12 protein-coding genes are annotated in these 22830 nt (G+C 73.7%); 7 read left to right on the top strand and 5 right to left on the bottom strand.

Going from position 1 to position 22830, the window contains the following annotated elements:
- Position 1 precedes the first annotated feature (1 nt).
- The 3 genes from FLW16_RS20200 to FLW16_RS20190 are packed head-to-tail and all read left to right on the top strand — an operon-like array spanning position 2 to position 10837.
- Positions 2 to 9775 (top strand): hypothetical protein, encoded by a 9774-nt coding sequence (locus FLW16_RS20200; RefSeq protein ID WP_142561651.1) that lies wholly within the window; start codon positions 2 to 4, stop codon positions 9773 to 9775.
- The gene (locus FLW16_RS20195) at positions 9775 to 10284 is read left to right on the top strand and encodes a hypothetical protein (protein ID WP_079320180.1); all 510 of its coding nucleotides are present in this window, start codon (positions 9775 to 9777) and stop codon (positions 10282 to 10284) included. The genes FLW16_RS20200 and FLW16_RS20195 overlap by 1 nt, the downstream gene beginning before the upstream one ends.
- A 10-nt stretch (positions 10285 to 10294) precedes the next feature.
- The gene (locus tag FLW16_RS20190; RefSeq protein ID WP_221891176.1) at positions 10295 to 10837 is read left to right on the top strand and encodes a hypothetical protein; all 543 of its coding nucleotides are present in this window, start codon (positions 10295 to 10297) and stop codon (positions 10835 to 10837) included.
- 1 nt (position 10838) lies between these two features.
- Here FLW16_RS20190 and eccB read toward each other — a convergent pair whose 3' ends face one another.
- The gene (gene eccB / locus FLW16_RS20185) at positions 10839 to 12251 is read right to left on the bottom strand and encodes a type VII secretion protein EccB (RefSeq protein WP_142561650.1); all 1413 of its coding nucleotides are present in this window, start codon (positions 12249 to 12251) and stop codon (positions 10839 to 10841) included.
- 173 nt (positions 12252 to 12424) lie between these two features.
- Here eccB and FLW16_RS20180 point away from each other — a divergent pair, with 173 nt between their 5' ends.
- A complete protein-coding gene (locus FLW16_RS20180; RefSeq protein WP_142561649.1) occupies positions 12425 to 13174 on the top strand; it encodes an SDR family oxidoreductase in 750 nt (249 codons plus the stop codon).
- A gap of 95 nt (positions 13175 to 13269) precedes the next feature.
- Here the strand turns inward: FLW16_RS20180 and FLW16_RS20175 are convergent, their stop codons facing one another.
- Both FLW16_RS20175 and FLW16_RS20170 read right to left on the bottom strand, forming a co-directional pair.
- On the bottom strand, positions 13270 to 13707 hold the full coding sequence (locus tag FLW16_RS20175) for an Rrf2 family transcriptional regulator (protein ID WP_142561648.1): 438 nt from the start codon (positions 13705 to 13707) through the stop codon (positions 13270 to 13272).
- A 74-nt stretch (positions 13708 to 13781) separates the two neighbouring features.
- Positions 13782 to 14450, bottom strand: a complete 669-nt coding sequence (locus FLW16_RS20170; RefSeq protein WP_142561647.1) for a TetR/AcrR family transcriptional regulator — start codon at positions 14448 to 14450, stop codon at positions 13782 to 13784.
- A gap of 156 nt (positions 14451 to 14606) precedes the next feature.
- Here FLW16_RS20170 and FLW16_RS20165 point away from each other — a divergent pair, with 156 nt between their 5' ends.
- The 3 genes from FLW16_RS20165 to FLW16_RS20155 all read left to right on the top strand — a co-directional run bounded on the left by FLW16_RS20165 (position 14607) and on the right by FLW16_RS20155 (position 17322).
- The gene (locus FLW16_RS20165; protein WP_142561646.1) at positions 14607 to 16169 is read left to right on the top strand and encodes an FAD-dependent monooxygenase; all 1563 of its coding nucleotides are present in this window, start codon (positions 14607 to 14609) and stop codon (positions 16167 to 16169) included.
- Between the two features lie 94 nt (positions 16170 to 16263).
- Positions 16264 to 16896, top strand: coding sequence for a LysE family translocator (locus tag FLW16_RS20160; protein ID WP_142561645.1), 633 nt, complete (start codon positions 16264 to 16266; stop codon positions 16894 to 16896).
- Positions 16897 to 17049: 153 nt separating this feature from the next.
- On the top strand, positions 17050 to 17322 hold the full coding sequence (locus FLW16_RS20155) for a WXG100 family type VII secretion target (protein ID WP_079320176.1): 273 nt from the start codon (positions 17050 to 17052) through the stop codon (positions 17320 to 17322).
- Between the two features lie 63 nt (positions 17323 to 17385).
- Here FLW16_RS20155 and FLW16_RS20150 read toward each other — a convergent pair whose 3' ends face one another.
- Positions 17386 to 18006 carry a GNAT family N-acetyltransferase gene (locus tag FLW16_RS20150; protein WP_142561644.1) on the bottom strand — a complete coding sequence of 207 codons (621 nt, stop codon included), beginning with the start codon at positions 18004 to 18006 and terminating at the stop codon, positions 17386 to 17388.
- Between the two features lie 47 nt (positions 18007 to 18053).
- On the bottom strand, positions 18054 to 22829 hold the full coding sequence (locus tag FLW16_RS20145) for an FtsK/SpoIIIE domain-containing protein (RefSeq protein ID WP_142561643.1): 4776 nt from the start codon (positions 22827 to 22829) through the stop codon (positions 18054 to 18056).
- Position 22830: the final 1 nt, after the last annotated feature.

Raw genomic sequence — 22830 nt, 5'->3', positions numbered from 1 at the left:
GATGACGCACTCCTCCACAACCGGTACGGGCTCCGGCGCCAAGCCGGCCACGACGACGAACGGCGACGTCAACTCGACCGGCGACGGGCTGCCCGAGTTCGCCGACGGCGGCGGCTCGGTCGTCGACGTCACCCCCGCTTGGAGCGAGTCACTGCCCGCCTGGGCAGACGACCTCATCGCCCTGCTCACGGCGGGCCAGACCTGGCCCGAGGCGAGCGAGAGCCTGCTGTGGCAGCTCGCCCGGGCCCACCGGTCCGCGACCGTGAGCGTCGTCCAGTCGATCGACCCGGTGGGAGCCGCGGCCTTCGCCGTGCTCAGCGGGATGCAGGGCCCGTCGACGCAGGCGTTCCTGGCGCGGCTCGGCGAGCACTACTCGGAACAGTCGGGCCTGCTCGGGGTGGCGAACAACCACTTCGCCTACGCCGTGCAGGCCGACAACTATGCCCGCGGGACCCAGCATTCGAAGTTGTCCAACAACGCGATGTTCTGGATCGCGCTGATCGCCACGTTCATCGCGCTCCTGGCGGCCTTCTACTCCGCCGGGGCCTCCACCCGGTTCGTCGGGCCGATCGCCGCCCGGGCCCGCGCCGAGATGGAGAAGATCCTCGAACAGCTCGCCCTCATCGCAGGCCGTCCCGCCGCGGCCCAGGCGCTCGCCAGAGGGACCGTGCTGGCCTCGGCCAGGGCAGGCCTGCTCGGCCGCATCCTCGCCAACCCCCTGGGCAGGGAGCTCGTCGAGGAGATCGGCGAGGAGGTCGTCGGCGACGGCATCGCCCAGCTCCAGCAGCGCAAGATGGGCACCCGGGACGGCTGGGACTTGAAGATGACGGGCGCCGCCGCCCTGGGCGCGGCGGGCGGCGCGGCCGTCGGCATGCGGGCCGCGCACCCTGTCAGCAACCTGGTCAACAGGACGCCCCTGCTCAGAAGGCTGAACACCGACGCCCCCGGCTTCGGCAACGCGTTCAAGCGCTTCCCCGGGCGGGCGCTGACGACCGGCCTGACCAACGTGATCGCCTCCCCGGCCGGAAGCGTCCTCGCCAACGGGCTCGTGTACGGCCAGTGGGAGATGCCCGACGGGGAGTCGCTGGTCGGGGCCGCTCTGTCGGGCGCCGCCCGTACGAACACGATCAGCCCGTTCAATCCGGACGTGATCGAGGCGGGCCTCAGCCCGCGTACGGCCCTGGCCTCGGCGTACGACACGAGCCTGCGCACCGACCTGGCCCGCGCCCTCTCCAGCACGTCACCGGCTCCCGCCGCCGGACAGCCTTCGGGCGGCGATCCGGGTTCCGCGAACGTGAATACGACCGGCGGCGGCCAGGCCGCGGGCAACGGCGGCAGCACGAGCACCGCGTTCGTCACAGGGCAGCCCTCCGGATCCACCCAGGCGGCGAGCACCGTGCCGTCCGGCCAGACGGCGGCCGCGACGCCGAGCGGATCCACCCAGGCAGCGAGCACCGCGCCGTCCGGCCAGGTGACGGCCGCCCCACCCGGCGGCTCCGGCCAGTCCGCCACCACCGGCCAGCCCACCACCGGGCCGTCTCCCGCACAGTCCGGCGCGATCACGACGAACCCCGGCACAGCCAGTACCGCCAACGCGGGCGGTGCCAACCCCGGCGCGTCCGGCAGTGCGTCGAACGCGGGCAACACGGCCAACACGGCCAACGCGACCGGCACGGCCAACGCGAACGCGGCGGGCTCGTCCGCCGCGAATCCCGGTCAGGCACAGGCGGCAGCGCAGAGCGCGTCCCCGTCGGCCACCGCCAATCCCGCCCCGGCGACGGCCGCGAGCGGCACCAACCCCGGCGCGGCCGGCTCAAGCACCACGGCTGGCACGGCGACCACGGGCGGCGCGGCGAACGCGACTGGTGCGAGCAGCGCGGCGGCGGCCACCCCCGCTGCTGCCGGCTCCGCGAACACGTCGGCCGCGTCCACAGGGACGTCGTCCGCCGCGGCGTCACCGGCCGCCTCGGCACCGGCGGCGTCCTCGGGGACGACCGGCGGCACCACTTCCGGCGGCGTCGCCGCGGCGCACGCTTCGGCTCGTACGGCGGTCTCCGACGTGCTGTTCACGATCGCGCCCGACGTGCTCTTCCTGCGCGACGGCCGGGGCGCCAGGATGACCGGTCCTGACGGAAGGCCGATGCAGCTGTCGGGCGAGGACATGAAGGCCCTCGCGGATCGGCTGACGACGCGTGCCGCCGAGGGTGTGGACACCCCTCGGCTTCGCGCGGAGGCGGCCGCCCTGCTGGGGGCGAGGATCGCCGAGGAGAGTCTGGGGCTCCCGGTCGAGGGGGCCCTCGACGCGCTCGCCCGGCTCGCCGACGCGACGCCGGACAGCCGCGCCGCCGCCGTCGAGGTGGCGGGCGAGGTGCTGGAGGACAACCCGCGCGGATGGCGGCCCGACCGGCTGAGCGACGTGGGGGCCGGACTGGTGGAGGAAGTGGCGGCGGTCCCGCCGCACGGACCCGACCACGCCCTTCGCGTCGGCCGCTCCTCCGACACCGCCGCGGACATCGTCCGGCGCGCCGAGAGCCTCGCCGGGATTCCGTCCACCTCCGGCACGAGCGGGACGGCCAATCCGGCGAGCGGAGGCCAGGCCGCCGCGGCCTCCTCCAGCACCGCGACCTCCTCCAACACGGGGCCTGCTCCGGCGACGAACTCCGCTCGGACGGCCAACCCGGCGCGGCCGGGACCGCGTACGACCCGGGGACGTGGGCAGGTGACCGCCCGGCCCATCGCGCGGAGCCTGTTCGTCGCCGACGGCAGGCCGCCGCACCTGGCCGACGTGTCGTCGCAGGAGGCGGAGCAGGGCTTCCTGTCGCTTCACGCGTCCGACGTGGGCCCGGACGTGACGGGACTGAGCACAGCCGGCGAGCGGACGGTCGTCGTGGACACGGGCCGGCTCGGCGCGCAGCACTTCCGGTTCGAGATCGGCCGGGTGCCCGACGGCCGTCTCGCCAGGACCAGGGTCCGCTCGGGCACGGCCGCGGACCCCCACGTCGTACGGCTGTCGCCGCGCCTGGCGAACGACATCCTGCCCCGGGTGTGGCTGCACGAGATCAGCGACGTCTTCCAGCGGATGTCCGGCCCCCGGCAGGGCGTGATCCGCTCCTTCCTGAGCCGTACGGCCGAGCCGGACGCCACGGCCTGCGTGACGGCCCGCTATCGCGAGCACGCGCTCCTGGACAGGCAGTGGAGGGCGGCCCCGGCGCAGGAACGCGCCGCCATCGCGCACGAGATCGAGCAACTGGGGCGTGAGATCGAGAGGCTCGGGCACGTCGCCCCGGAGACCCCCTGGTCGGCGCCCCGGCCACCCACCGCATCCCAGCCGGCGCCCGGCCCCGCGACACAGACCTCAACCGCCTCCACCGCGCAGAGCCCCACGGCGCCCGATCCGGTGGCGGACCTGCTCGGGCTGGCCCGCACCCAGCGGGAGACGCTGGCGAACGCCGCCGACGAACTGCTCACGGCGGTCAAGGAGAAGATCGGCAGCGCCAGGGCGGCCACGGCCGACGCGAAGAAGGCCGAGGAGGCCGCCGAGAAGGCGTCGCGGGAGGAGGACCTCGGCGCCGAGGAACGCCGCCGCAAGGCGCTGGCGGACCGCGAGGACCACCGGGCGACCGCCGAGCGCGCCCGCCGGAGCAAGGAGGCGTACGCGCGGGCGGTGCGGCAGGCGGTCGAGGCGCGCACGGCGTACGAGACGCTGGAGAACGCCCTGAACGCCCTCCCCACGGGCCGGAAGGGCCCGCTGCCGGCGGAGATCGCCCAGCTGGCCAGGGAGGCGGAGGCCGCCCACACCGCGTACAAGAAGGCGTTCGCGGACGCCCTGCCGTCGTCCGAGGTCCTGCCGGAGGCGACGCCCGCGGGCCGGCTGCCCCACCTCGAACGGCTCACCCAGGTCGTCAACGACATGCTCGAACGCGCCGGGATCGACCACCGCTACGCGCCCGACGAGCTGTCGCACGTGTTGCGGTCGAACTTCCGATGGCTCGTGTCGCAGGACGGGGTGGTGCTGCGGGTGGGCCGCGGCACGCGGGCCGAGCTGCGGTTGCGGCTGAAGGTCACGGACCTGGTCGAGGTCTTCGGCCATCCGGTGCGGCACTCCCAGTCGATGCTCGGCCAGCTGCCGCAGGGCGGCCGCTCGGCCTCCGCCACCGCCAACCGCGCGGTGCGCCTGGCGCCCAATCTCGACCTGAACGCCCTGACCAAGCCGTGGCAGGACACCCACTGGCTCGGGATGCTGATGAAGTTCGGCGTGTTCAAGGGCGGCGCCACCTTCGGCAGGAGCGAGTCGTTCAACGGCAACGCGTCGGATTTCGCGCTGGCCGGTGCGGTGCAGGACAACGCGGGCGAGGCGCTGGTGCTCGACGGGCTGGCCTCGGCGGAAGTCGAGCTGCGCACCGCGACCGGCACCGAGACGGCGCGCGTGGACAGCGGCACGGCCGGCGACGCCCGGAGCCTGCAGGTGTATCTGCCGCACACGCACGCGCAGCGGGGGCCGGCCGAGGTCACCCGGCTTCCGCGAAAGGAGCGGCAGCGCACGCCGTTCCCCGAGCACGCGGTCACCGGGCTGACCGGGCTGCAGGACCTCGCCGAGCGCACCGCGGAGCGGATCGGCCGCCCCGAGGTCGGAGGCATGACCCGCGACCAGATCCTCACGATCCTGACGAAGGAGCTGCCGGCCCGGCTCGGTGAGGCGATCAACGATCCCGAGGGGCTGCGCCGCCCGATCACGGTGAATGGGCGGGTGGTCGGCTATGTGCGGGTCAATACCCGGGTCGTGATGGACACGGCGCGGCCGGTCGGCACGCCGAGCAGGAAGCACCGCCTGGAACGGCTGCGCGTGGGGTTCTCGGGCGCGTCGGGCTCGCGCTCGGCCGGCCGGTCCTTCGAGATCAAGGGCACCGCGGGAGTCCAGCTTCCCGTCGGTGATCAGCACATGCTCGGCGCGGCCGGTCTCGACGGTTACAAGACCGCCACACCGCGCCTCACGGGCGGGCTCGGCCGCTCCTGGTCGCGGTCGCGGTCGATGAGCGCGGGCGGGACCGCCATCCGGCCGAGCGTGCAGCGCTGGGCGGGCCACACCCAGGCGTACGCGCTGGAGCTCGAGCACACGGTGACCGTGCAGCTGAACACCGACGACGCCCCGCATGCCCCTGTGAGCGGCCGGAGCACGGGCCTGTTCCGCATGCCGGAGCCCCACGCGTACCGCTACGGCCTTCCCGTCGACCGGTCGGCCGTACGGAAGGACGGCAGCCTCAGGGACGACCCGAAGCCCGGTGTGCCGAAGGGCCGCCTGCCCAGGCTGCCCGGCTGGTCGCACACCGGGGCCGGGCCGGCGCTCGTCCAGGCGAGCGAGCGGCCGGAGAGTGCCAGGAACTTCGACGAGGTGCGCGCGAAGGTCGAGGCGGCGTTGCGCGCGCGCGGCCTGCTGCCGGGCGAGAACGGCCGGCTGTCGCGTGACCCGCTGACCCGGGCGAGCCAGATCGCCAACATGATCGAGATTGCCGAGCAGTTCTCCCCGGCCCGTCTGCAAACCGCGTATGACCAGGCCATGCAGGATGGGATCTTCCTCGACCTGGTGACGCAGGGCATCGGCCGGGCCAGCCGGCATCTCACCGTGCGCATCCGGTTGAAGCAGTCCGGACAGGAGGAGTTCAGGGGCACCAGCGCCGCCGACGTCGTGACCGACCTCGACATCTCGTCGGAGACCTCCGGCCGCTCGACCGGCCGGTCGAGCGGTGGGGCCCGGGACATCGGCCCCGGCCTCGGCCTGGAGACGAAGCCGGGCGAGGCCGGCTCGACCGGCGGCGACGGGGGCTTCCACTGGAGCAAGGGGCGCACGGCAGGCACGACCCTCAACGACACGGGCAACCTGGTCACGCTGGCGGAGGGCACCACTCCGGCGGCGGTCTTCGAGGTTCCGCACACGCTGACCGTGGACCTGATCGAAAACGGGAAGGTCACGCCGCTGGCCCAGAGCGACGACGTGTGGATGCGGGTGCTGCTGCCCTCCGACCTCCTGCCCGAGGACCGGGCCGGGCTCTCGCCCAGCCACCCGACGTCCCCGGAGGCGCTGAGCCTGGCCACCCTGCTGCACGTGGACGGGACCGGCGTGCTCGACGCCCTCCGATCGGTGCTGCCGAAGGCGATGCGGCCGGGCTCGGTGTCGTTCCATCACCTCGCCGAGGCGTTCAACATGCGCAACCTCATCTCCCACCCGGAATGGCTGCTCGCCGACCCCGCCAGACCCGCCACGACGTACGGCACCGCCCTGGCCGTTCGCCCGCGCGGCCTGCGTGCGCACCGGGCGTCGGCGTGGATCACGGCCAAGCCGGGCGAGTCGGCGTTCGTGACCGCGGCCGAGCTGGTGATCGGCGACATCAACTTCACGATGGGCGCGCACACCACGCGGATGGAGACGCGCGGCGGACGGTCGGTGGACGCCTCGACCGGCGCGAACGAGGCCCTGCCCGGCCCGCTCGGGGGCAAGGAGGGGGTCGGCCTGTCCGGGGCGGGGAGCAAATCGTCCTCGATCTCCGACACGGCGATCTGGGGCAGGGAACGGCTGGCCATCGACACCGGCAAGCACTACGTGTTCGCGATGAAGACGGACATCACGGTTTCCGGTGACGAGGCGGGCAACCGGCGAGCCGACGCCGAGCCGCTGCGGGACAGGACGGTCGTCTACTCCCTCCCCGAGCGCGACGCGCTCGACCTCTACGGCAGGGGCGAGCTCAAGCTGCCTCTCGACCAGGTGGCCGACGCGGTGACGCGACTGCTGGACGGCAACCTCCAGCTCGACCCGCGTACGGCGGTGCCGCTGGTCCGCAGATACCTGGTCGACCGGGCGGTGGCGCGGAGGAACGCCCACCCCCGGCCCGACCTGGAGCAGAAGCACCCTCGCGACATGCTCACCGAACGGCTCGCCAAGGACTTCCCGATGAACCTGGCCACCGGGGGGAACCGGCTCAAGCTGATGCACGACAAGCTGCCGGACCTGGCCAGCCGTGTGGACGTCCCCGATCTGTACGAGGACTCCCTCGGCGAGAGCACCGTGAAGTCGGTTCAGCTCACGGCCCCGGGCGGCAAGCGGACGAAGCTGCTCGACCAGGTGCTCGACCAGATCGGCAAGGTGGCGCCCGGCGCGCTGAAGCGTGACCCGGTCCTGCTGCGCAGCCTGTTCGGCGACTTCGCCGGCAAACGCTGGTGGGGCAAGATCGACGACATGAGCGGGCCGGAGGGCTTCGTCAAGACGTACTCGCTCAAGATCGGTCCGCACCTCACCGAGGACGTGACGGTCAGGATCACGGCGGAGCTCCACGGCGACCAGGCGACGTATGGCGGAAACGTCCACAACTTCGGCCAGATCCTGCAGGACTACACGTACACGCAGGAGGACCGCGCCGAGTCGTCCGGCAAGACGTTCGGTGGCAACGCGAACGCCGGAGCGGGGCAGGACACCGGCAGCGGCGGCCGCGCGGCCGCCACCGACCGCTCGCACACCGGCACGGCCTTCACCAGCACCCAGCGGACCCGCATCCAGCGTGCGGCGGCGTTCCGCGGCGGGCAGCTCGTCGAGCATCCGGTGACCATCACGATCGAGGTCGAACGCACGTCGAGCCGCCTGCGCGGAGCCGTCGCCAGGACCACCGGCGTCCCCCGGACCAGCCACATCACGCTGCGCGGCACCATGACCCGGGTGCTGCCGGACGGCATGGTGGCGAAGGAGGGCACGGTGTCCGCGCGGCCGCCCGCCCGGCCCGACGTGCGGCGGGTCGTGCCGCCGGAGGTCTTCGTGACCGAGCGGCTCAAGGCCGACGACCTGCTGCGTGCCGTGTTCAACCGGCTCTCCCGGGAGGACCTGCTCGGCGGGGCCGCCACCATGGAGCACTACGCCGAGCTGGCCAAGGCGCTCACCGGGAACGGCCTCACGACCCGGCTGGAGCGGATGACCGGCCCCGACGGGCACCGGCTCATCCGGCTGCCCATGTCGGGCAGACCCGGCCAGGTGGTGGACGTGCGGATACACGCCGACCTCTCCGAGCCCGACCCGGTGGCCCTGGGCCTGAACGACACCGAGCTGGGGCAGGTCGACCGCGAGCAGAACACGGCCGGCACGGCCACCGACCGGGGGCAGATGGCGCCGCTCGGCCGCACGTACAGCGGGGGGCACGCCGCGGGCGTCGGCACCGACCTCGGCGCCGGCGACCAGACCGCGCAGTCGAGCTCGGGCAGCGGCGGCAACCGCGACGAGACCAGCGTCTTCGAGAAGGGCACCGGCGCCAAGGTGCGGTTCCGGGCCGACTTCGACCTCCGGTTCGAGGTGCGCCAGGTGGCGCGCGACGGCGCGGAGACGGTGCTGCGGACCGTGGACATCCCGCACGGCGCGACCGGTACGGCCCACCTGATCATGTTCCAGCACGCGCTGGAGGAGATGCTGGCACGCCGCGACGCCGGCGCCGCCCGGCCGCTGTGGGACTTCCACCGGCAGCGGGCGGCCGCGCCCGGCGTCTTCTTCTCCCACGACAGGGTGCGCGCGCTGGCCGAGAGGCAGCCGTCGTACGACCCGGCGGCACCCAGCAGAGCGGTGGCCGAGGTGCTCAGAGGACGGACGGGGACGCTGCCGGTGGGCATCGTCGCCGACATCGGCCAAGCGAGTGCGACGGCGCCGGGGCCGATGGCGCTCGTGGAGGAGGCGAGGCTGGTCGCCCGCGACCTCGGCGCCGACGTCCACCTCCACCTCAGGCGGCCCGACGGCACCGTCGAGCGCTACCATGCCACGCCCGCGGGCGAGCTGTCCGGCGAGTCCTTCGCCGAGGCGCTCGGCACGGTGCCGCCCGACCTGGTGGCGCTGGCCGAGGGGCACGGCCTCGACCTGCGTGACCTGTACGGCGGGCGGTCCGACGGGTTCGCCGACCGGATCGGCGAACGGCTCGACGCCCTCGGCGTCGCCCGGCCCGCGCCGGCCGACCCGGGCTGGCCGGTGCCCGAGACGGCCGCGGACGGCACCTGGGGCGGCACCCCCCTCGTCACCGCGGCCGGCAACGTGACGGCCGAACCCATCCCCAAAACCGCCTTCGTGGCCGACGGCCGGGCCCCGCACCTGCCCGACCTGTCGAACGCCGAGATCCCCGCGGCCGTCGCCGACCTGCGCCCGGCGGACTTCGGCCGTGGCGTCCACGCCGTGACCGCGACGCCGGACGGCAGGGTCGTCACCGTCGAGACCGCCAGGTTCGGCACGCAGCGCTTCGTCGTGCTGCCCGAGGACCCCGGCGGCGGACGCCCGGGCCGTACGGAGGTCAGCGCGGGCACCGGCCCGCATGTGATCCGGCTGGCGCCGAGGCTGGCCCCCGACGTGGTGGCCCGGGTGCTGCTGCACGAGATCAGCGACACGCTGCAGAAGCGGTCGGCGGCGGAGCAGGGGACGGTGCGCCGGTTCCTGAACGCCCTCGATCCCGGCTACGACGCCTGTGCCTCCGCCCGCTACAACGAGCACGCCTACCTGTCGCGCCGATGGAGGGCGACGACCTCGGACGAGGAGCGGGCGCGGCTGCGGCACGAGATCGAGGCGGTCGCCCGCGACCTCGGCGCGCGGGGCCAGGCGGCGCCCCCGCCGCCGTGGGTCACCGTGCCGCCCCAGGCGCCGGTCCCCGACCTGTGGGAGCGGATGCGCAGGCTCAGCAACACCTCCGGCTGGGAGCCGCCCGACGACGAGGACGAGACCGTCCCCGCACCGAAGGACACCGGACCGCGGAAGGTGAGGAACGTGTGATGCCCTATTCGATCGCCAGGAGCAGGGACGAGGCGCACCTCTATCTCGACCTGAACCCCTGCGCCTGCGGCTCGGCGGACACCGACTGGGACAGCGGCCTGGCGAGCGTCGAGGGGGAGCTGGTCACCTGTTACGAGGGGCGGTGCGCGGCGTGCGGCGCCGAGCGGGAGCACCTGTTCGGGCTCCCGGAACGGGAGGTGACGCCCACGGGCTTCCCGACGTTCGGCGGCGCGGAGCCGTCCGAGCTGCTGGACCCCGGCGAGTGGCTGTGGGTGGCCGACCTGACGGCGGGCAACGTCCCGGAGGGTGGGGAGCGGCAGGCGCTGTCGATCGCGCGGGCCGCGGTCGAGGAAGTGATCAAATTCGTCCCGCCCGGGCAGGACGAGGTGCCCGAGGACGCGTTCTGGTCGGAGCGGGGACGCGCCGTGCGCGCCGCCGAGCCGGGGCGGTTCCGCCTCGACCGGCTGCTCGTCGTACGCGACACCTACCGGGAGCTTGCCGGGGCCTAAAGTGACTGGAATGGAGCAGGCAGTGCCGATCCCGTACGCGCGGACGCTCGCGGAGGCCCGGTTGTATCTCGCGCTCACCGTGGACGAGGCCGCGCGCGAGGAGCCGCCGGTCGAGGGACCCGAGGCGTGGACGGTCCGGTCCGGCGGGGTCGAGGTGCTCGTGCCGTACGCGAGCGAGGCGGAGGCCAGGGACGAGGGGGAGCGGTTCGGCGTCGGCCTGTCCGAGCTGATCGACCCCGGCCAGTGGCGGCTCGCCGGTGCGGGGTACGCGCGCCGCGCGCTCGCCGACGACCTCGAATACACCGAGGAGCCGGGGGACGAGAGGCTCTTCCAGCGGGTGGTGAGCGGCTGGGAGACGGCCAGGGACGCGCTCGGGGAGGCGCTCAAGTTCATCCCGCCCGGTGAGGACGAGGTGCCCGCCGAGGCGTTCTGGACCGAGGAGGGGCTGGCCGCCCGCGAGGCGGAGCCCGACTGCTTCCTGCGCGACCGGCTGGCCGAGGACATCGCCTTCTACCAGCAGAATCTGGACGACTTCCGCCACCTCAACGGTTGACCTACTTGCCGAGCGGCACCGGCACGCGGGCGGCGGCCGGGTCGAGCGCCGGGCCCTCCGGGATGAGATGCAGCAGGTGTGCGGGCACCGGCGTCGCGTCGGAGGCGTCGTAGCCGAGCTTCGGCAGCAGGTCGGGCGAGGCGACGGCGAACCTGCGGCCCTGGTCCGTCACGAGGAAGTAGTTCGTGATCGACCCCAGTTGCCCCTCGCCCGGCAGCAGCCCGGCGACCGCCGCCATCCCTGGCGGGAGCAGCACCTGGTCGAAGGTCTCCTGGCCGCCCGGGGTCCTGGGCGTGGGGATCGCGATCGAGGCGCCGACGGTCAGGGTCGCCCGTGTCGAGCCGCCGCGGGTGCCGGAGTAGACCGCGCACAGCGGCGTGGTGGAGGCGGGGGAGGTCACCGCGGGCATCGTCTCGGGCATCCCGCCGCCCAGCACGCTCTGCTTGGAGAGTGAGGCGTTGGCCGTGGCCGCGTCGATCGTGACGGCCCGCGGGGGGCGCCTGCCGTACGCCGCCTTGATGGCCGGGTCGGCCAGCATGAGCGTGGCCTGGGTGAGGGTGATCGGCGCGAGGCCGTCGGACAGCAGGACATACCAGCGGGCGGGGGCACCCCCGATGCCGGGCACGGTGAAGACCTGTCCGACCGCCGCCGTGACCTTGCCGTCGGGCCCCCGGACCCTCCTGCCGAGGTTCCGCACCTTCGGGCCGCTGAAGTCGGTGCCTTCGGGGATGGCGTTGAGCCAGGTCGCGGGCACCTTCCTGGGCTGGGCGTTCAGGGCGCTCACCACACTGGAGCTGGCCCGCATCCGCCGGTCGCCCCAGACGACCCACTTCTGCCGGCCGTCGTCCACGACCATGGCGCCGCCGCCGAGGGGCCTGCCGCCGACGTCCACACCGCCCACCAAGGTGACGTACGGCCGCGGCGCCCCCGTGGCGTCGGGGCCGTCCACCACGCACACCGACCATGGCCCGTGCACCAGCTTGTCCTTGGCCGGCAGCGAGTCGGGCGCGCCGGGGATGCCCACGAGCGGCCCGCGCGGCAACTCGGCCAGGGAGGCGGCGGAGACGTCGCGCACCGTCACGTCGGCGGTGTCGAGCAGCAGCCGGGCGGAGACGTAGTTCGCCACGGGAAGCAGCACGCGCTCCTGCTGGCTGTAGACGTAGGTCGCGCCGGTGTCCTGCTCGACGAGGAGCTGGCCGGGCTCGGTGAGCTTGGTGGCGCCGCCCGGCTTGATCACACCCCAGATGCCGAAGACGGCGAGCAGGAGCACCGACAGCAGGACCCCGCAGAACGTGGCCAGGGTGTGCCGCCGCATGGGCGACTCCGCGACGTCCGGCTCGCCCTGCAGCAGCGCCTGGCCCAGACGCTGCTGCATCAGCCGGTATGCCTGGTAGAGGTCCTTCCGGGTCTGCACGTCACCTCTCCTCGGTCAGAGGGCACGGTGGTCAGCATATTGATCCGGCGGCCTCCCTGTGATCTCCAGTGTCCCGGCGGTCCCGCTTTGACGTAGGTCGTTGAAACTTGTACGGTTACAGCCATCGATGTAACACGAATGGTTACATCGGCCGGAATCGATGGAGGATCGACATGGGTCAGCTCTCGGGCAAGGTCGCGATCGTCACCGGCGGCACCACGGGCATCGGCCTCGCCGCCGCCAAGCGCTTCGCGGCCGAGGGCGCACAGGTGTACATCACCGGCCGCCGTAAACCGGAACTCGACAGCGCCGTCGAGGAGATCGGCTCGAACGTCATCGGGATTCAGGGGGACGTGGCCGACCTCGCCGACCTCGACCGGCTCTACGCGGCCGTCGCCCGGCACGGCGACCGGATCGACGTGCTGTTCGCCAACGCGGGCGGCGGCGAGTTCGCCCGGCTGGAGGAGGTCACGGAGGAGCACTTCGATCGGACCTTCGCCGTCAACGTCCGCGGTCTGTTCTTCACCGTCCAGAAGGCGCTGCCGCTGCTCAACGAGGGCGCTTCGGTGATCCTGACGGGTTCCACGGCCGCGACGACCGGAGCCGAGGCGTTCGGCGTGTACAGCTCGACCAAGGCCGCCGTCCGGTCCTTCGCCCGGACATGGGCCAACGAGCTCAAGGGGCGCGGCATCCGGGTCAACGTCATCGTCCCCGGGCCGGTCGACACCCCCGGAATCACCGGTCTGGCTCCGGACGAGGAGCGGGCCGGACAGCTCAAGGGCGCCCTGGCGAGCCAGGTGCCGCTGGGCCGCATGGGGCGGCCGGAGGAGATCGCCGGCGCGGTGCTCTTCCTGGCCTCGGACCAGAGCAGCTTCACCAACGGCGCCGAGCTCTACGCCGACGGCGGCATGAACCAGGTCTGAGCCGGCCTCCCGCTCCTGGCGCGAACCGCCGGGGCTCCTCCACCCGCCTCACCCCCCGGTGGCGGGGGGAGGGCGGCGGGCTCGTCGCCCGCCGCCTACCTCCTCTGCCGCGCCAGCACGTCCCGCAGCACGTCGGCGATGGTGGTGCCCGCCAGTTGCTTCCTCATGGCGTCTTCCAGGCCGTCGTACACCTGCTGCAGCGTCGGCTGGATTCCGAAGCCGACCGGGCACGACTGGTTCGGCTGCGCGTTGTGCATGCCGAACAGGGCGCCCTCGTCCAGGGCCTCGTACACGTCCAGCAACGTGATCGACTCGGGGTCGCGCGTGACGACCCAGCCCGCTCCGGTGCCCCGTCTGGCCTCCACGAGGCCCGCCTTCCGCAGGTCGCCCAGGCATCGCCGGATCACGACCGGATTCGTGTTGACGCTGCCGGCGATGCGTTCCGAGGTGGCCACTTCGCGCCCCTCCCGGCGGTCGAGCACCATCCACGTCAGCACGTGCACCGCGACCGTCAGCCTGCTGTTCGCACTCATCCGCTCGTCCTTCTCCTCCGTGTAACTCGTAAGGTTACAACGCTCATGCGAGGCCGGTCCGTCGCACGGACGGTTCACTGAGAGGGGCGGTGGCCCGCTTGTCTCTCGGCGGCTTGTCTCTCGGCGGCGTCGAGTGCGGGCGTGAGCGGTGCGAGCGTGCTGCGCAGCAGGTCCGGCAGGGATCCGGCCGGGAGGACGAGCCCGCTGGTCGTGGAGGACGCGACCGTCGTGTGCAGCCATTGCCGGAGAGCGAGGCGAACTGCGGCGGCCACGCTCGCCGCGAGCACGCGGGCGGTGTGCGGGTCGGTCTGGCCCAGGCGTCGGGCGATCGCGTCGCCGAGGGGATGTTCGATCGCGGCGGCGGCGTCGACGAACTCGTCGCGCAGTGCGGGGCGGGTTGTGATCAGCAGGAGCGCGTCGCGACCGGGTTCGCCGGGGTCGGTGTACTGGTCGACGATCGCGTCGACGACAGCCTCGGCGAGGGCGACGTCGGCGGGCCGTTCGGCCACGGCCGCCGCGACCCGTGCTTCCCGTTCGCCGGTGATGGCGGCCACGATCGCCTGTTCCCGGCTGGAGAAGTAGTTGTTGTAGGTCCGGGGGGAGACGCCGGCGGCCTCGGCGATGTCGTCCACGCGCACGTTGTCCGGTCCGCGCTCGAGAGCCAGCCGCAGTGCCGCCGTGCGCAATGCCTCTCGTGTGGCCTGTTTCTTCTGCTCGCGCAACCCGGTCGGTCGTGTCTCCACCGTCCCAGCCTCCCAGACTCGTTGCGTGGGCGCAAACTTGCGTGCGCGCAAGTTTTCTCCTTAGGCTGCCTCGCGGCAGGGAGGATGTCCCAGCGGCCAGACGCGCTTCAGCGCTCCATCCGTCCTGCTCTCGTCCGCGTGAGCAAGGGAGAACACGTGATCACAGATGTCGTCATCGCCGGCGGCGGCCCGAACGGGCTGATGCTGGCCTGCGAGCTGAGCCTGGCAGGGGCTCGGCCGGTCGTGCTGGAGCGGCTGCCGGAGACGAGCGAGGAACCGAAAGCCAACGGATTGCTCGGCCAGGTCGTGAGAATGCTCGACCACCGGGGGCTGCACGAACGTCTCAGCGACAGCCCCGCACCGCCGCGGCCGAACTCCGCATACTTCATGTTCGGCGCGCTGGGCCTGGACCTGAGCCTGCTGGAGGACAGTCCCGTCTACGCCCTGCCGGTGCCGCAGCGGCGCATCGTGCAGGTCCTGCAGGAGCGCGCCGTCGAACTGGGCGTGGAGATCCGGCGGGAGCACGAGGTCGTCGGCATGTCCCAGGACGACGACGCGGTCACCGTCGATGTCGCGACCCCCGGTGGGGCATACCGACTGCGGGCCCGGTACCTCGTCGGCGCGGACGGAGCACACAGCGCCACCCGCAAGCTCTCCGGCATCGGGTTCCCCGGCGTCACCTATGACCGGATGACCGTCTGCTCGGCGCACGTGAACCTTCCGGCGGACTGGGTCGATCCCGCGACCGGCGCACTGAACGTGCCCGGCTACGGCGCTGTTCTGCCGTTCCTGCCCCACCGCACGGAGCACGGCGGGTTCTCCTACGCGCCGATGCCCGGTCACCCGCCGCTGGTCAGCACCACAGAGTGGGACCTGCCCAGGACCGACGCCCCGATGACCCTTGAAGCGTTGCGGGCGAGCGTCCGCCGCGTGCTCGGCGTCGATGTGCCACTGGGTGCGCCCGACGGCCCAGGGCCGCACGTGCTGCGTCGCCTGACCGGCGGCAACACCCGAGTCGCCGACCGGTTCGCCGACGGCCGGGTATTCCTGATCGGTGACGCCGCTCACGTGTACGCCGCCACCGGGGGAGGACCCGGGCTCAACCTCGGCCTGCAGGACGCGGTCAACCTCGGCTGGAAACTTGCCGCCGTGATCGGCGGCAGCGCCCCGCCCGGACTGCTGAACAGCTACGAGGCCGAGCGGCGGCCCGCCGCCCACCGCATGATCGTGAACGCGCAGGCACAGTCGGCCCTGATCGCCCCCGGCGGCGACGTCACCGGACTGCGCGAACTGTTCACCGAGCTGCTCCGCGACCAGAGCACCGTGCAGCGCCTCGCCGAACTCATCGCAGGCGCCGACGTCCGCTACGACATGGGCGAACCCGAGGCGCATCCGCTGACCGGCCGGTTCGCGCCGGACATGGAACTGCACACCCCCGCCGGGCCGGTCCGGCTGGCCGAGCTGACCAGAACCGCACGCCCCCTGCTGCTCGACCTGACCGAACGAAATTCGCTGGCGCGGACGCTCGGCCTGCGGCACGACTACCTCGACATCGTCACCGCGCGCCCTCAGGTCGCGGCGCCCACCGCACTGCTCCTTCGCCCGGACTGCTACGTGGCCTGGGCGTCCGCATCACCCGAACCAGATCCCACGGAGATCGAAGCGCTTCTGGCAGCCGTGCGGCGGTGGTTCGGCGGCGACGATCCCGCCCGCGTCTGACGCCCCAGCCGCAGATCCTGATCACGGCTCGTGAAGGGCTTGCCGCCGGCAATCGCTGATCCGGGGCTCATGAAGCCGAGCATAGGGTGGCCCCATGGTCGTTGATCCCCACATCGTCGTCACGTTCTGCCTGGCGGCTCTCGTCGTCTCCCTCGTGCCCGGCCCCGACATGCTGTTCATCGCCGCCACCGGCCTGGCATCGGGGCCCCGGGCGGGCGTGCTCGCGGCGGTCGGCATGTCCACGGGATTGGCCGTGCACACGACGCTGGCGGCGCTGGGCCTGGGGGCGCTGCTGAGCGCCTTTCCCACGGTCTTCGACGTCATCCGCGTCGCCGGAGCCGCGTACCTGGTCTACCTGGCCGTCACGTCGTTCCTCGCCGCCCGCCGCGACCAGGACGTCCCCGGGCAGGAGCCCAGGGCGCCGCTGGGACGCGTGTACGGCAAGGCCGTGCTGACGAACCTCGCCAACCCCAAGGTGATCGCCTTCTACCTGGCGTTCTTCCCGCAGTTCGTCGACCCGGCCCGGGGCAGCGTGACCGCGCAGTTCTTCTTCCTCGGCGCGCTGTTCATCGTCGTGGGCCTGTCGGTCGACGCCTCCGCCGGATTGCTGGCCGGCCGCCTGGGCGACCTCGTCCGCGGGCGCCCTGCCGTCCAGAGGTGGCTTCACCGGATCTCCGGCACCGTCTTCGCCGCGCTCGCGGTGCGCCTGGCCACGGACGGCCGATAGTCGCCTTTCCGGGCGTTAGGAAAAAGGGGAATGGAGTGGCAGAAAAGCCAGATTCTCCCGGCCTTCGATATAACCGCTCGGCATAAGGGGTTCACAAGATTGACAAACGATTTACGGTGAGGGCGGCCCCTTTGTCGATGAAGGAGTGACTGAATGGGTAACAGCTTGCTCGGCGGCGACCCCGCGGAGATGCAGAGCATGGCCGCGCAGTTCAGCCAGCAGGCGGACCAGGTCCGCGCCACGATGGCCAACCTCGACCGTGAGGCGGCCAAGGTCGGCACCGCCTGGACCGGCCCCGGCGCGCAGCGCTTCCACGACGCCTGGCAGAGCTACCGGGCGGCGTTCCAGCGCATGGCGGAAGAGCTCAACGAGGCTTCCCGGGTCATCACGACCTACCGCGGCAACATCGAGTCCGCCACCCGCTGACCGGCACCCGCAGATCGCCGGCCGCCGGACCGCCATGAGTGCCATGGCGGTCCGGCGGTGTTCTCATGTCACCGGCGACTCGGTCGAGCGGCCGAGATAGGTGACCGGGCCGGGGTCGGGCACCGGGATCTCGTGGAAGCCCAGCCGGTCGTAGAAGGCGCGGGCGCGGGTGTTGACGGTGAGCATGCTCAGGTGCACGGCGGGCACGCCCTTCGCCGCGAGGGCGTGGAGGAAGGCCGTCATCAGGGCCCGCCCGTGCCCGGCGCGCTGGTAGCCGGGGAGCAGGTCGATGTGCAGGTGGGCGGGGTAGCCGGCCAGTTCGGGGAGGACCATCCGCTCGGGATCGTGCATCAGGGCGACCATCTCCTCCGTGGGCGAGGCCGGAGGGCGCCGCGGCGCCGGATAGCGGCCGGCCAGCGTCGGCAGCCACTCGTCGCGGTACGCCTTGACGAAGGCGGGCGTGTCGGCGGTGCCGACGATGTAGCCGACCGCCCGTTCGCCGTCGTCGGCGACGAAGGCCAGGTCCGGTTCCAGCCGGACGTACGGCGCGGCGAAGATGCTGGGCATCAAATCGAGATCGGGATAGATGTGGCGGGAGTCCTCACCCGCGTCGGCGGTGCGGACGCAGATGTCGTAGAGGTCGTCCCTGTCCGTGTCCTGGTAGGGCCTGATGCGCACGGTCATGCCGAGCAGGCTGGCAGGGTGGGAGCGCTCCCAACAAGCCCCGCGGCTCAATCCGGCACCGCGGCCTGGATCGGGGTCGCGGTGCCCGAGACGACCAGCAGGCCCCGCCCGGGAGGCCCGCCGACGGCGCCGCGCGGCAGCCGTACGGTGAACAGGTCCCCGTCGGCGGGGCTCTGCACGTTGAGCAGCAGGCCGGTCCTGCCCTTGCGCGCCTCGGCGGCGAATCCCCGGTAGGCCGTCGCCAGGTCGCCCGTGGCCCCCGCGACGAGCAGGCCGTGCTCGCCGTCCCGCCCGGTGCGCAGGATCTCGTCCAGGGCCAGGCCGAGGGCGGAGTCGGGGGAGATGAGCTCCGCGTCGTCCACGGCCACCACGTAGCGCTCGTGCCCGGCGACCAGGGCGAGCGGATCGAGGGCGCCCGGCAGGCCGCCGAAGTCGTCGGCGCCGCCCCCGGTCACGCTTCTGGCGTTGCCGTCCAGCACGGCGAGCACCCCCGGAGCCCCGGCGAGGTCGCGCAGCGGGCTGCGGCGCGGGGTCACGACGAGCACGGGCGTGCCCCGGTCGAGCAGCGAGCGCGCCGCCGTGACCAGCGCGGACGACCGTCCCGAGCGCGGCGGCCCGGCGATGACCGCGGCCGGTCCCTGGCCCTGCAGGTCCACGCCCATCGGGGTGAGGGCGTCGCCGCCCGCGCCGAGCAGCGCCCACAGGGCCGACGGCGGCTGGTGCGACGGCGCCAGGTCGAGCGCCTGGCTCGCCGTGATCCGCATCGGCAGCGCGTCCACCCGCAGCGGCGGCTCCGACGGCCAGGCCCACGTCCCGAGGGTGTCCGAGCCGCCGAACCGTGCCGCCGCCGTACGGGCGAGCTCCTGCAGGACGGCCACCTGCGCGGGGCCGGAGGGATCGTCGCACAGCAGCGCGATCTGGCTCTCCACCAGGCCGTGCTCGCCGACGGCCAGGGCCCTGCCCGGGGGCATGGCGCTCGGCAGGTCGCGCATCGGCAGCCCGGCGAGCCCGTAGTCGGCGGGATCGGCGAGCCGCAGCACGAGCCGGTCCTCGAAGACGGTGGAGATCTGCCCGAGCATGCCCGACCGGTCGGAGGTGACCACGGCCCGCAGCCCCACGGCCGGCCCCTCCCTCAGCAGTTGCAGCATGGCGTCGACCAGCCGCCCGTAGTCGTAGTTCTCGAACGCGGCGACGTACCCCTCCCAGCGGTCCACGAGCAGCACCAGCCAGGGCAGCGCGCCCACGCCGCTGCGGTCGCGGGCGGCCCGCGACCGGGCGGCGGCGCGGGCCTCTGCCAGTGAGGCGTACCCTGCCTCGGCCAGCAGGTGCTGACGGCGCCCGACCTCCGCGCGCAGGCGGGTCAGCAGGCGCTCCACCCGGTCGAGCTGGTCGCGGGTGACGACCGCCCCGCAGTGCGGCAGCGCGACCAGCGGCAGCAGCGCGCCCGACCCGCAGTCGACGGCGTGGACGTGGACGTCCTCGGGGGAGGCGCCGGCCGCGATCGAGCCCGCGATCGTCCGCAGCGCGCTGGACCTGCCGCTGCGTGCGCCGCCCGCGATCAGCAGGTGGCCGCCGTGCCGCGGGTCGAGCGTGAGCGGGCGCCGGCCCTGCTCCCACGGCAGGTCCGTCACGCCGAACGGCAGCGGCGGCACCTCCTCGGCCCCCGGCCGGTACGGCGCGGCGCCCGCGAGCAGGCCGCCGGGGGAGTCCGCGGCACCGACGTCGAGGACGACCTGATCGGGCAGCGGCGGCAGCCACGGGCTCGGCTGCCGGGGCATGTCGCTCCCGGCCTCCCGCAGCGCGTCCACGAGCAGGGCCAGGTCGGTGCCGCTCGCCGCCTGGGCGGGCGGGGCGGGCAGCGGGTGGCCGAGCGCCTGCCAGGGCAGGTCGAGGACGCGCACGTCCTCTCCCGCGTCGGCCGCCCGCGCGTCGCCCATCCTCGATGTGGGAGTGCGGCCGCCGATCCTGGCCGTCTGCACCGCCACGGGCGCTCCGGAGCCGGCCCGCACATAGCAGCGGCCGGGCGTCGTCCGCGAGATGTGGGCGGCGTCCGGCACGTCGATGACGTCGGCCGACTCGTTGGCGTCGGTGACACGCAGGGCGATCCTGAGCGAGGTGTTGGCCTGGATGTCGGCGGTCACCACGCCGCCGGGCCGCTGGGTGGCGAGGATCAGGTGGATGCCGAGCGAGCGGCCCCTTCGCGCGATGTCGACCAGCCCCTCGACGAAGTCGGGCAGTTCGGCGACCAGGGCGGCGAACTCGTCGATGATCAGCACGAGCCGGGGCAGCGGCGGCAGGTCCTTGCTCCCCGCGGTCTCCGGCACCGGGGCGGCGAAGATGCCGCCGCCGCGCGCCCGCCGGACGCCGCCCGCGCCGAGCACCCAGGTGGCGCCGCGCGCCCGCTGGTAGTCCTCGATGTCCTTGGCCCCCGCGTCCAGCAGCAGGCGCTCCCTGCGCCGGATCTCGGCGGCCAGCGACGACAGGGCCCGCTGGGTCAGGTGGCCGTCGAGGTCGCTCACCATGCCGACCGTGTGCGGGAGCCGTACGCACTCCTTGAAGGCCGCGCCGCCCTTGTAGTCGATGAGCACGAACGTCATCTCGTCGGGCCGGTTGGCCACCGCGAGCGAGCAGATCAGCGTCTGGAGCAGCTCCGACTTGCCCGCGCCGGTCGTGCCCGCGACCAGGGCGTGCGGCCCGTCCCTGCTCAGGTCGACCTCGAACGGGCCCTCGGGTCCCACGCCGATCAGCGCCCGGGTCGTACGGCCCTGCCGCTCGGCGAGCGCGGCGGGGTCGAGGGACACCTCCAGCAGATCGAGCAGGCGGACCGCGTCGGGCAGGGCGGCCGAGGGGTCGTCGCGGCTCACGTCGCGCAGCGGGGCCAGCGCGCGGGCCAGACGTTCGGCCCAGGACGGCGAGACCCGGTCGGCGCGGATGCCGGTGATCGGGTCGAGCCCGCCGCCGTGGAGGCGCACCCCGCCCTCGCGGCCGCAGGACACGACCGTCGCGCACTCCTCGGGCAGCAGCCGTTCGTCGTCGTCGATGGCGATCGTGTAGACCCCGGCGCGCGGGCCCTGCCGCAGCACCTGCGGCATGCCGGGCAGGCCGCGCAGCACCTGCGCGCCGTCGAGCACGACGAGCACGTCGAACGGCCGCTCGTCGTAGGTGGCGAAGGCCGGCTCGGCGGGCCGGTTGCCGCCCGCGCGCCCCAGGTCGTCCCAGCCGGCCGGGCCGCCGGACAGGCGGGTGCCGCGCGGCACCCCCGGATATGGCCCCGAGCCGTTCTCGGTGTCGAGCCGCTCGGTCACCAGGGCGGCGAGTTCGGCGACCCGGCGGGCGGCGGCCTCGGGGTCGGCGCCGACGAGCGCGGCGCAGTCGGACGACAGGGCGCCGCCACGGGCCGCGGCGTCGGGCGCGCAGTGCGGCAGCCAGCGCACCCAACCCCACTGCCCGGCGCCGTCCGCGTTGGCGGACAGCACCACGATGGCCAGGTCGCGCGGGCTGTGCAGGGCGGCGGCCTGCCCGACGAGCCAGCGGGCGCAGCCGAGCGCCACGTCTCTGGGACCGGTGAGCCCGGCCACGCCGAGACGCCGCATGACCAGCGCGACCGGGACGTCGTGGCAGGTGGGCGGCTCCCGGCGGGGCGCGTCCTGGGGCGTGCCGCTCTCGGGCTCGAACTCCAGGTCGGCGGGCAGGTCGGCCAGCCCCACGCGCAGCCGCAGCGCGTCGCGGTCGTGCACGCGGCGCTCCCACAGCCGGCGGCGCGGCCCGGTCGCGGTGAGCAGCACCTCGGCGGGATCGGGCGCGCCGCCGCGCCTGGCCTCCTCGTCCTGCCGCACCGCGCGGGCCACCTCCTCCTCGAAGGCGGCCATCCGCTCGCGGTACGCCTTGACCGCCCGGCGGTGCTTCTTCCTGCCGTGCCTGCGGTCGCTCACCCACTGGCCGATCATGATCAGCGGCGTCATGAACGCGATCAGCAGGTAGTACCACGTGTGGGTGACGGCGGCCATGACCACGCCGAGCACGGCGGGCAGCAGCGCGGCCAGCAACTGCAGCCGCATCCCCTCGCCCCGCTTGGGCTCGGCGGGGACGGTGAACCGCCGCTGCCGCTCGGGCCGCTGGAGGCGGGGCGGGCGGTTGTAGGCGAGCCCGCCGTCCGGCAGCGGGTCGAGGTGGGCGTCCGGCGGCAGGACCGGCCCCAGAGCGAACACCGAGCCGCCGCAGGTGAGCATGTCCCCGGCCGCCCACGGCGCCGCCTCCGTGAGCGGCTCGCCCGCAAGCCGGGCCACCGGCTCGCCCCCGGGGGCCGCCGGCTCCACGGTGGCCGTGCCGGGGGCCAGCCGCACCACCAGCGCGACCGGCGGCATCCCCGGGTCGGGTACGGAGACCGCGCACGCGGGGTCGGCGCCGATCGTGTGCGCGCCGAGCCCGATCCTGTGGACGGCCCCCGCGCCGGGGCCGCCCACGACGCGCAGCTCCGCCGGCCCGCCGGGCTCCTCGGTCACCGTCGCCGCGGCGGCGTGACCGTCCACGGCCACCAGGTCACCATCCCTGAGCAGGCCGAACACGGGCGCGTCCGGGTCGACGGGCCGGCCGTCGACCCACAGCTTCACCTCACCGGACGGCCGGGCCTGCCGGTCCCCACGATCCCCCCGGTCCAGGTCGTACGGCGCGCGGGCGTGCGGGAGCCGTACGACGTTGGCCGGGCGGGCGGCGGCGCCGCCGTCGAGCGCGGTGGCGAGGGCGGCGACCGTGGTGCTCTCGTCGCCCTCGACCAGCACGTCGCGGCGGCCGTCCTCGCCGACCACGGTGAGCGTTATCCGCATG

Source organism: Microbispora sp. KK1-11, assembly GCF_006874435.1.
Classification (GTDB): Bacteria; Actinomycetota; Actinomycetes; order Streptosporangiales; family Streptosporangiaceae; genus Microbispora; species Microbispora catharanthi.
Note: the sequence above shows the minus strand (reverse complement) of the source record. Positions and strands in the feature narration are given on the sequence as shown.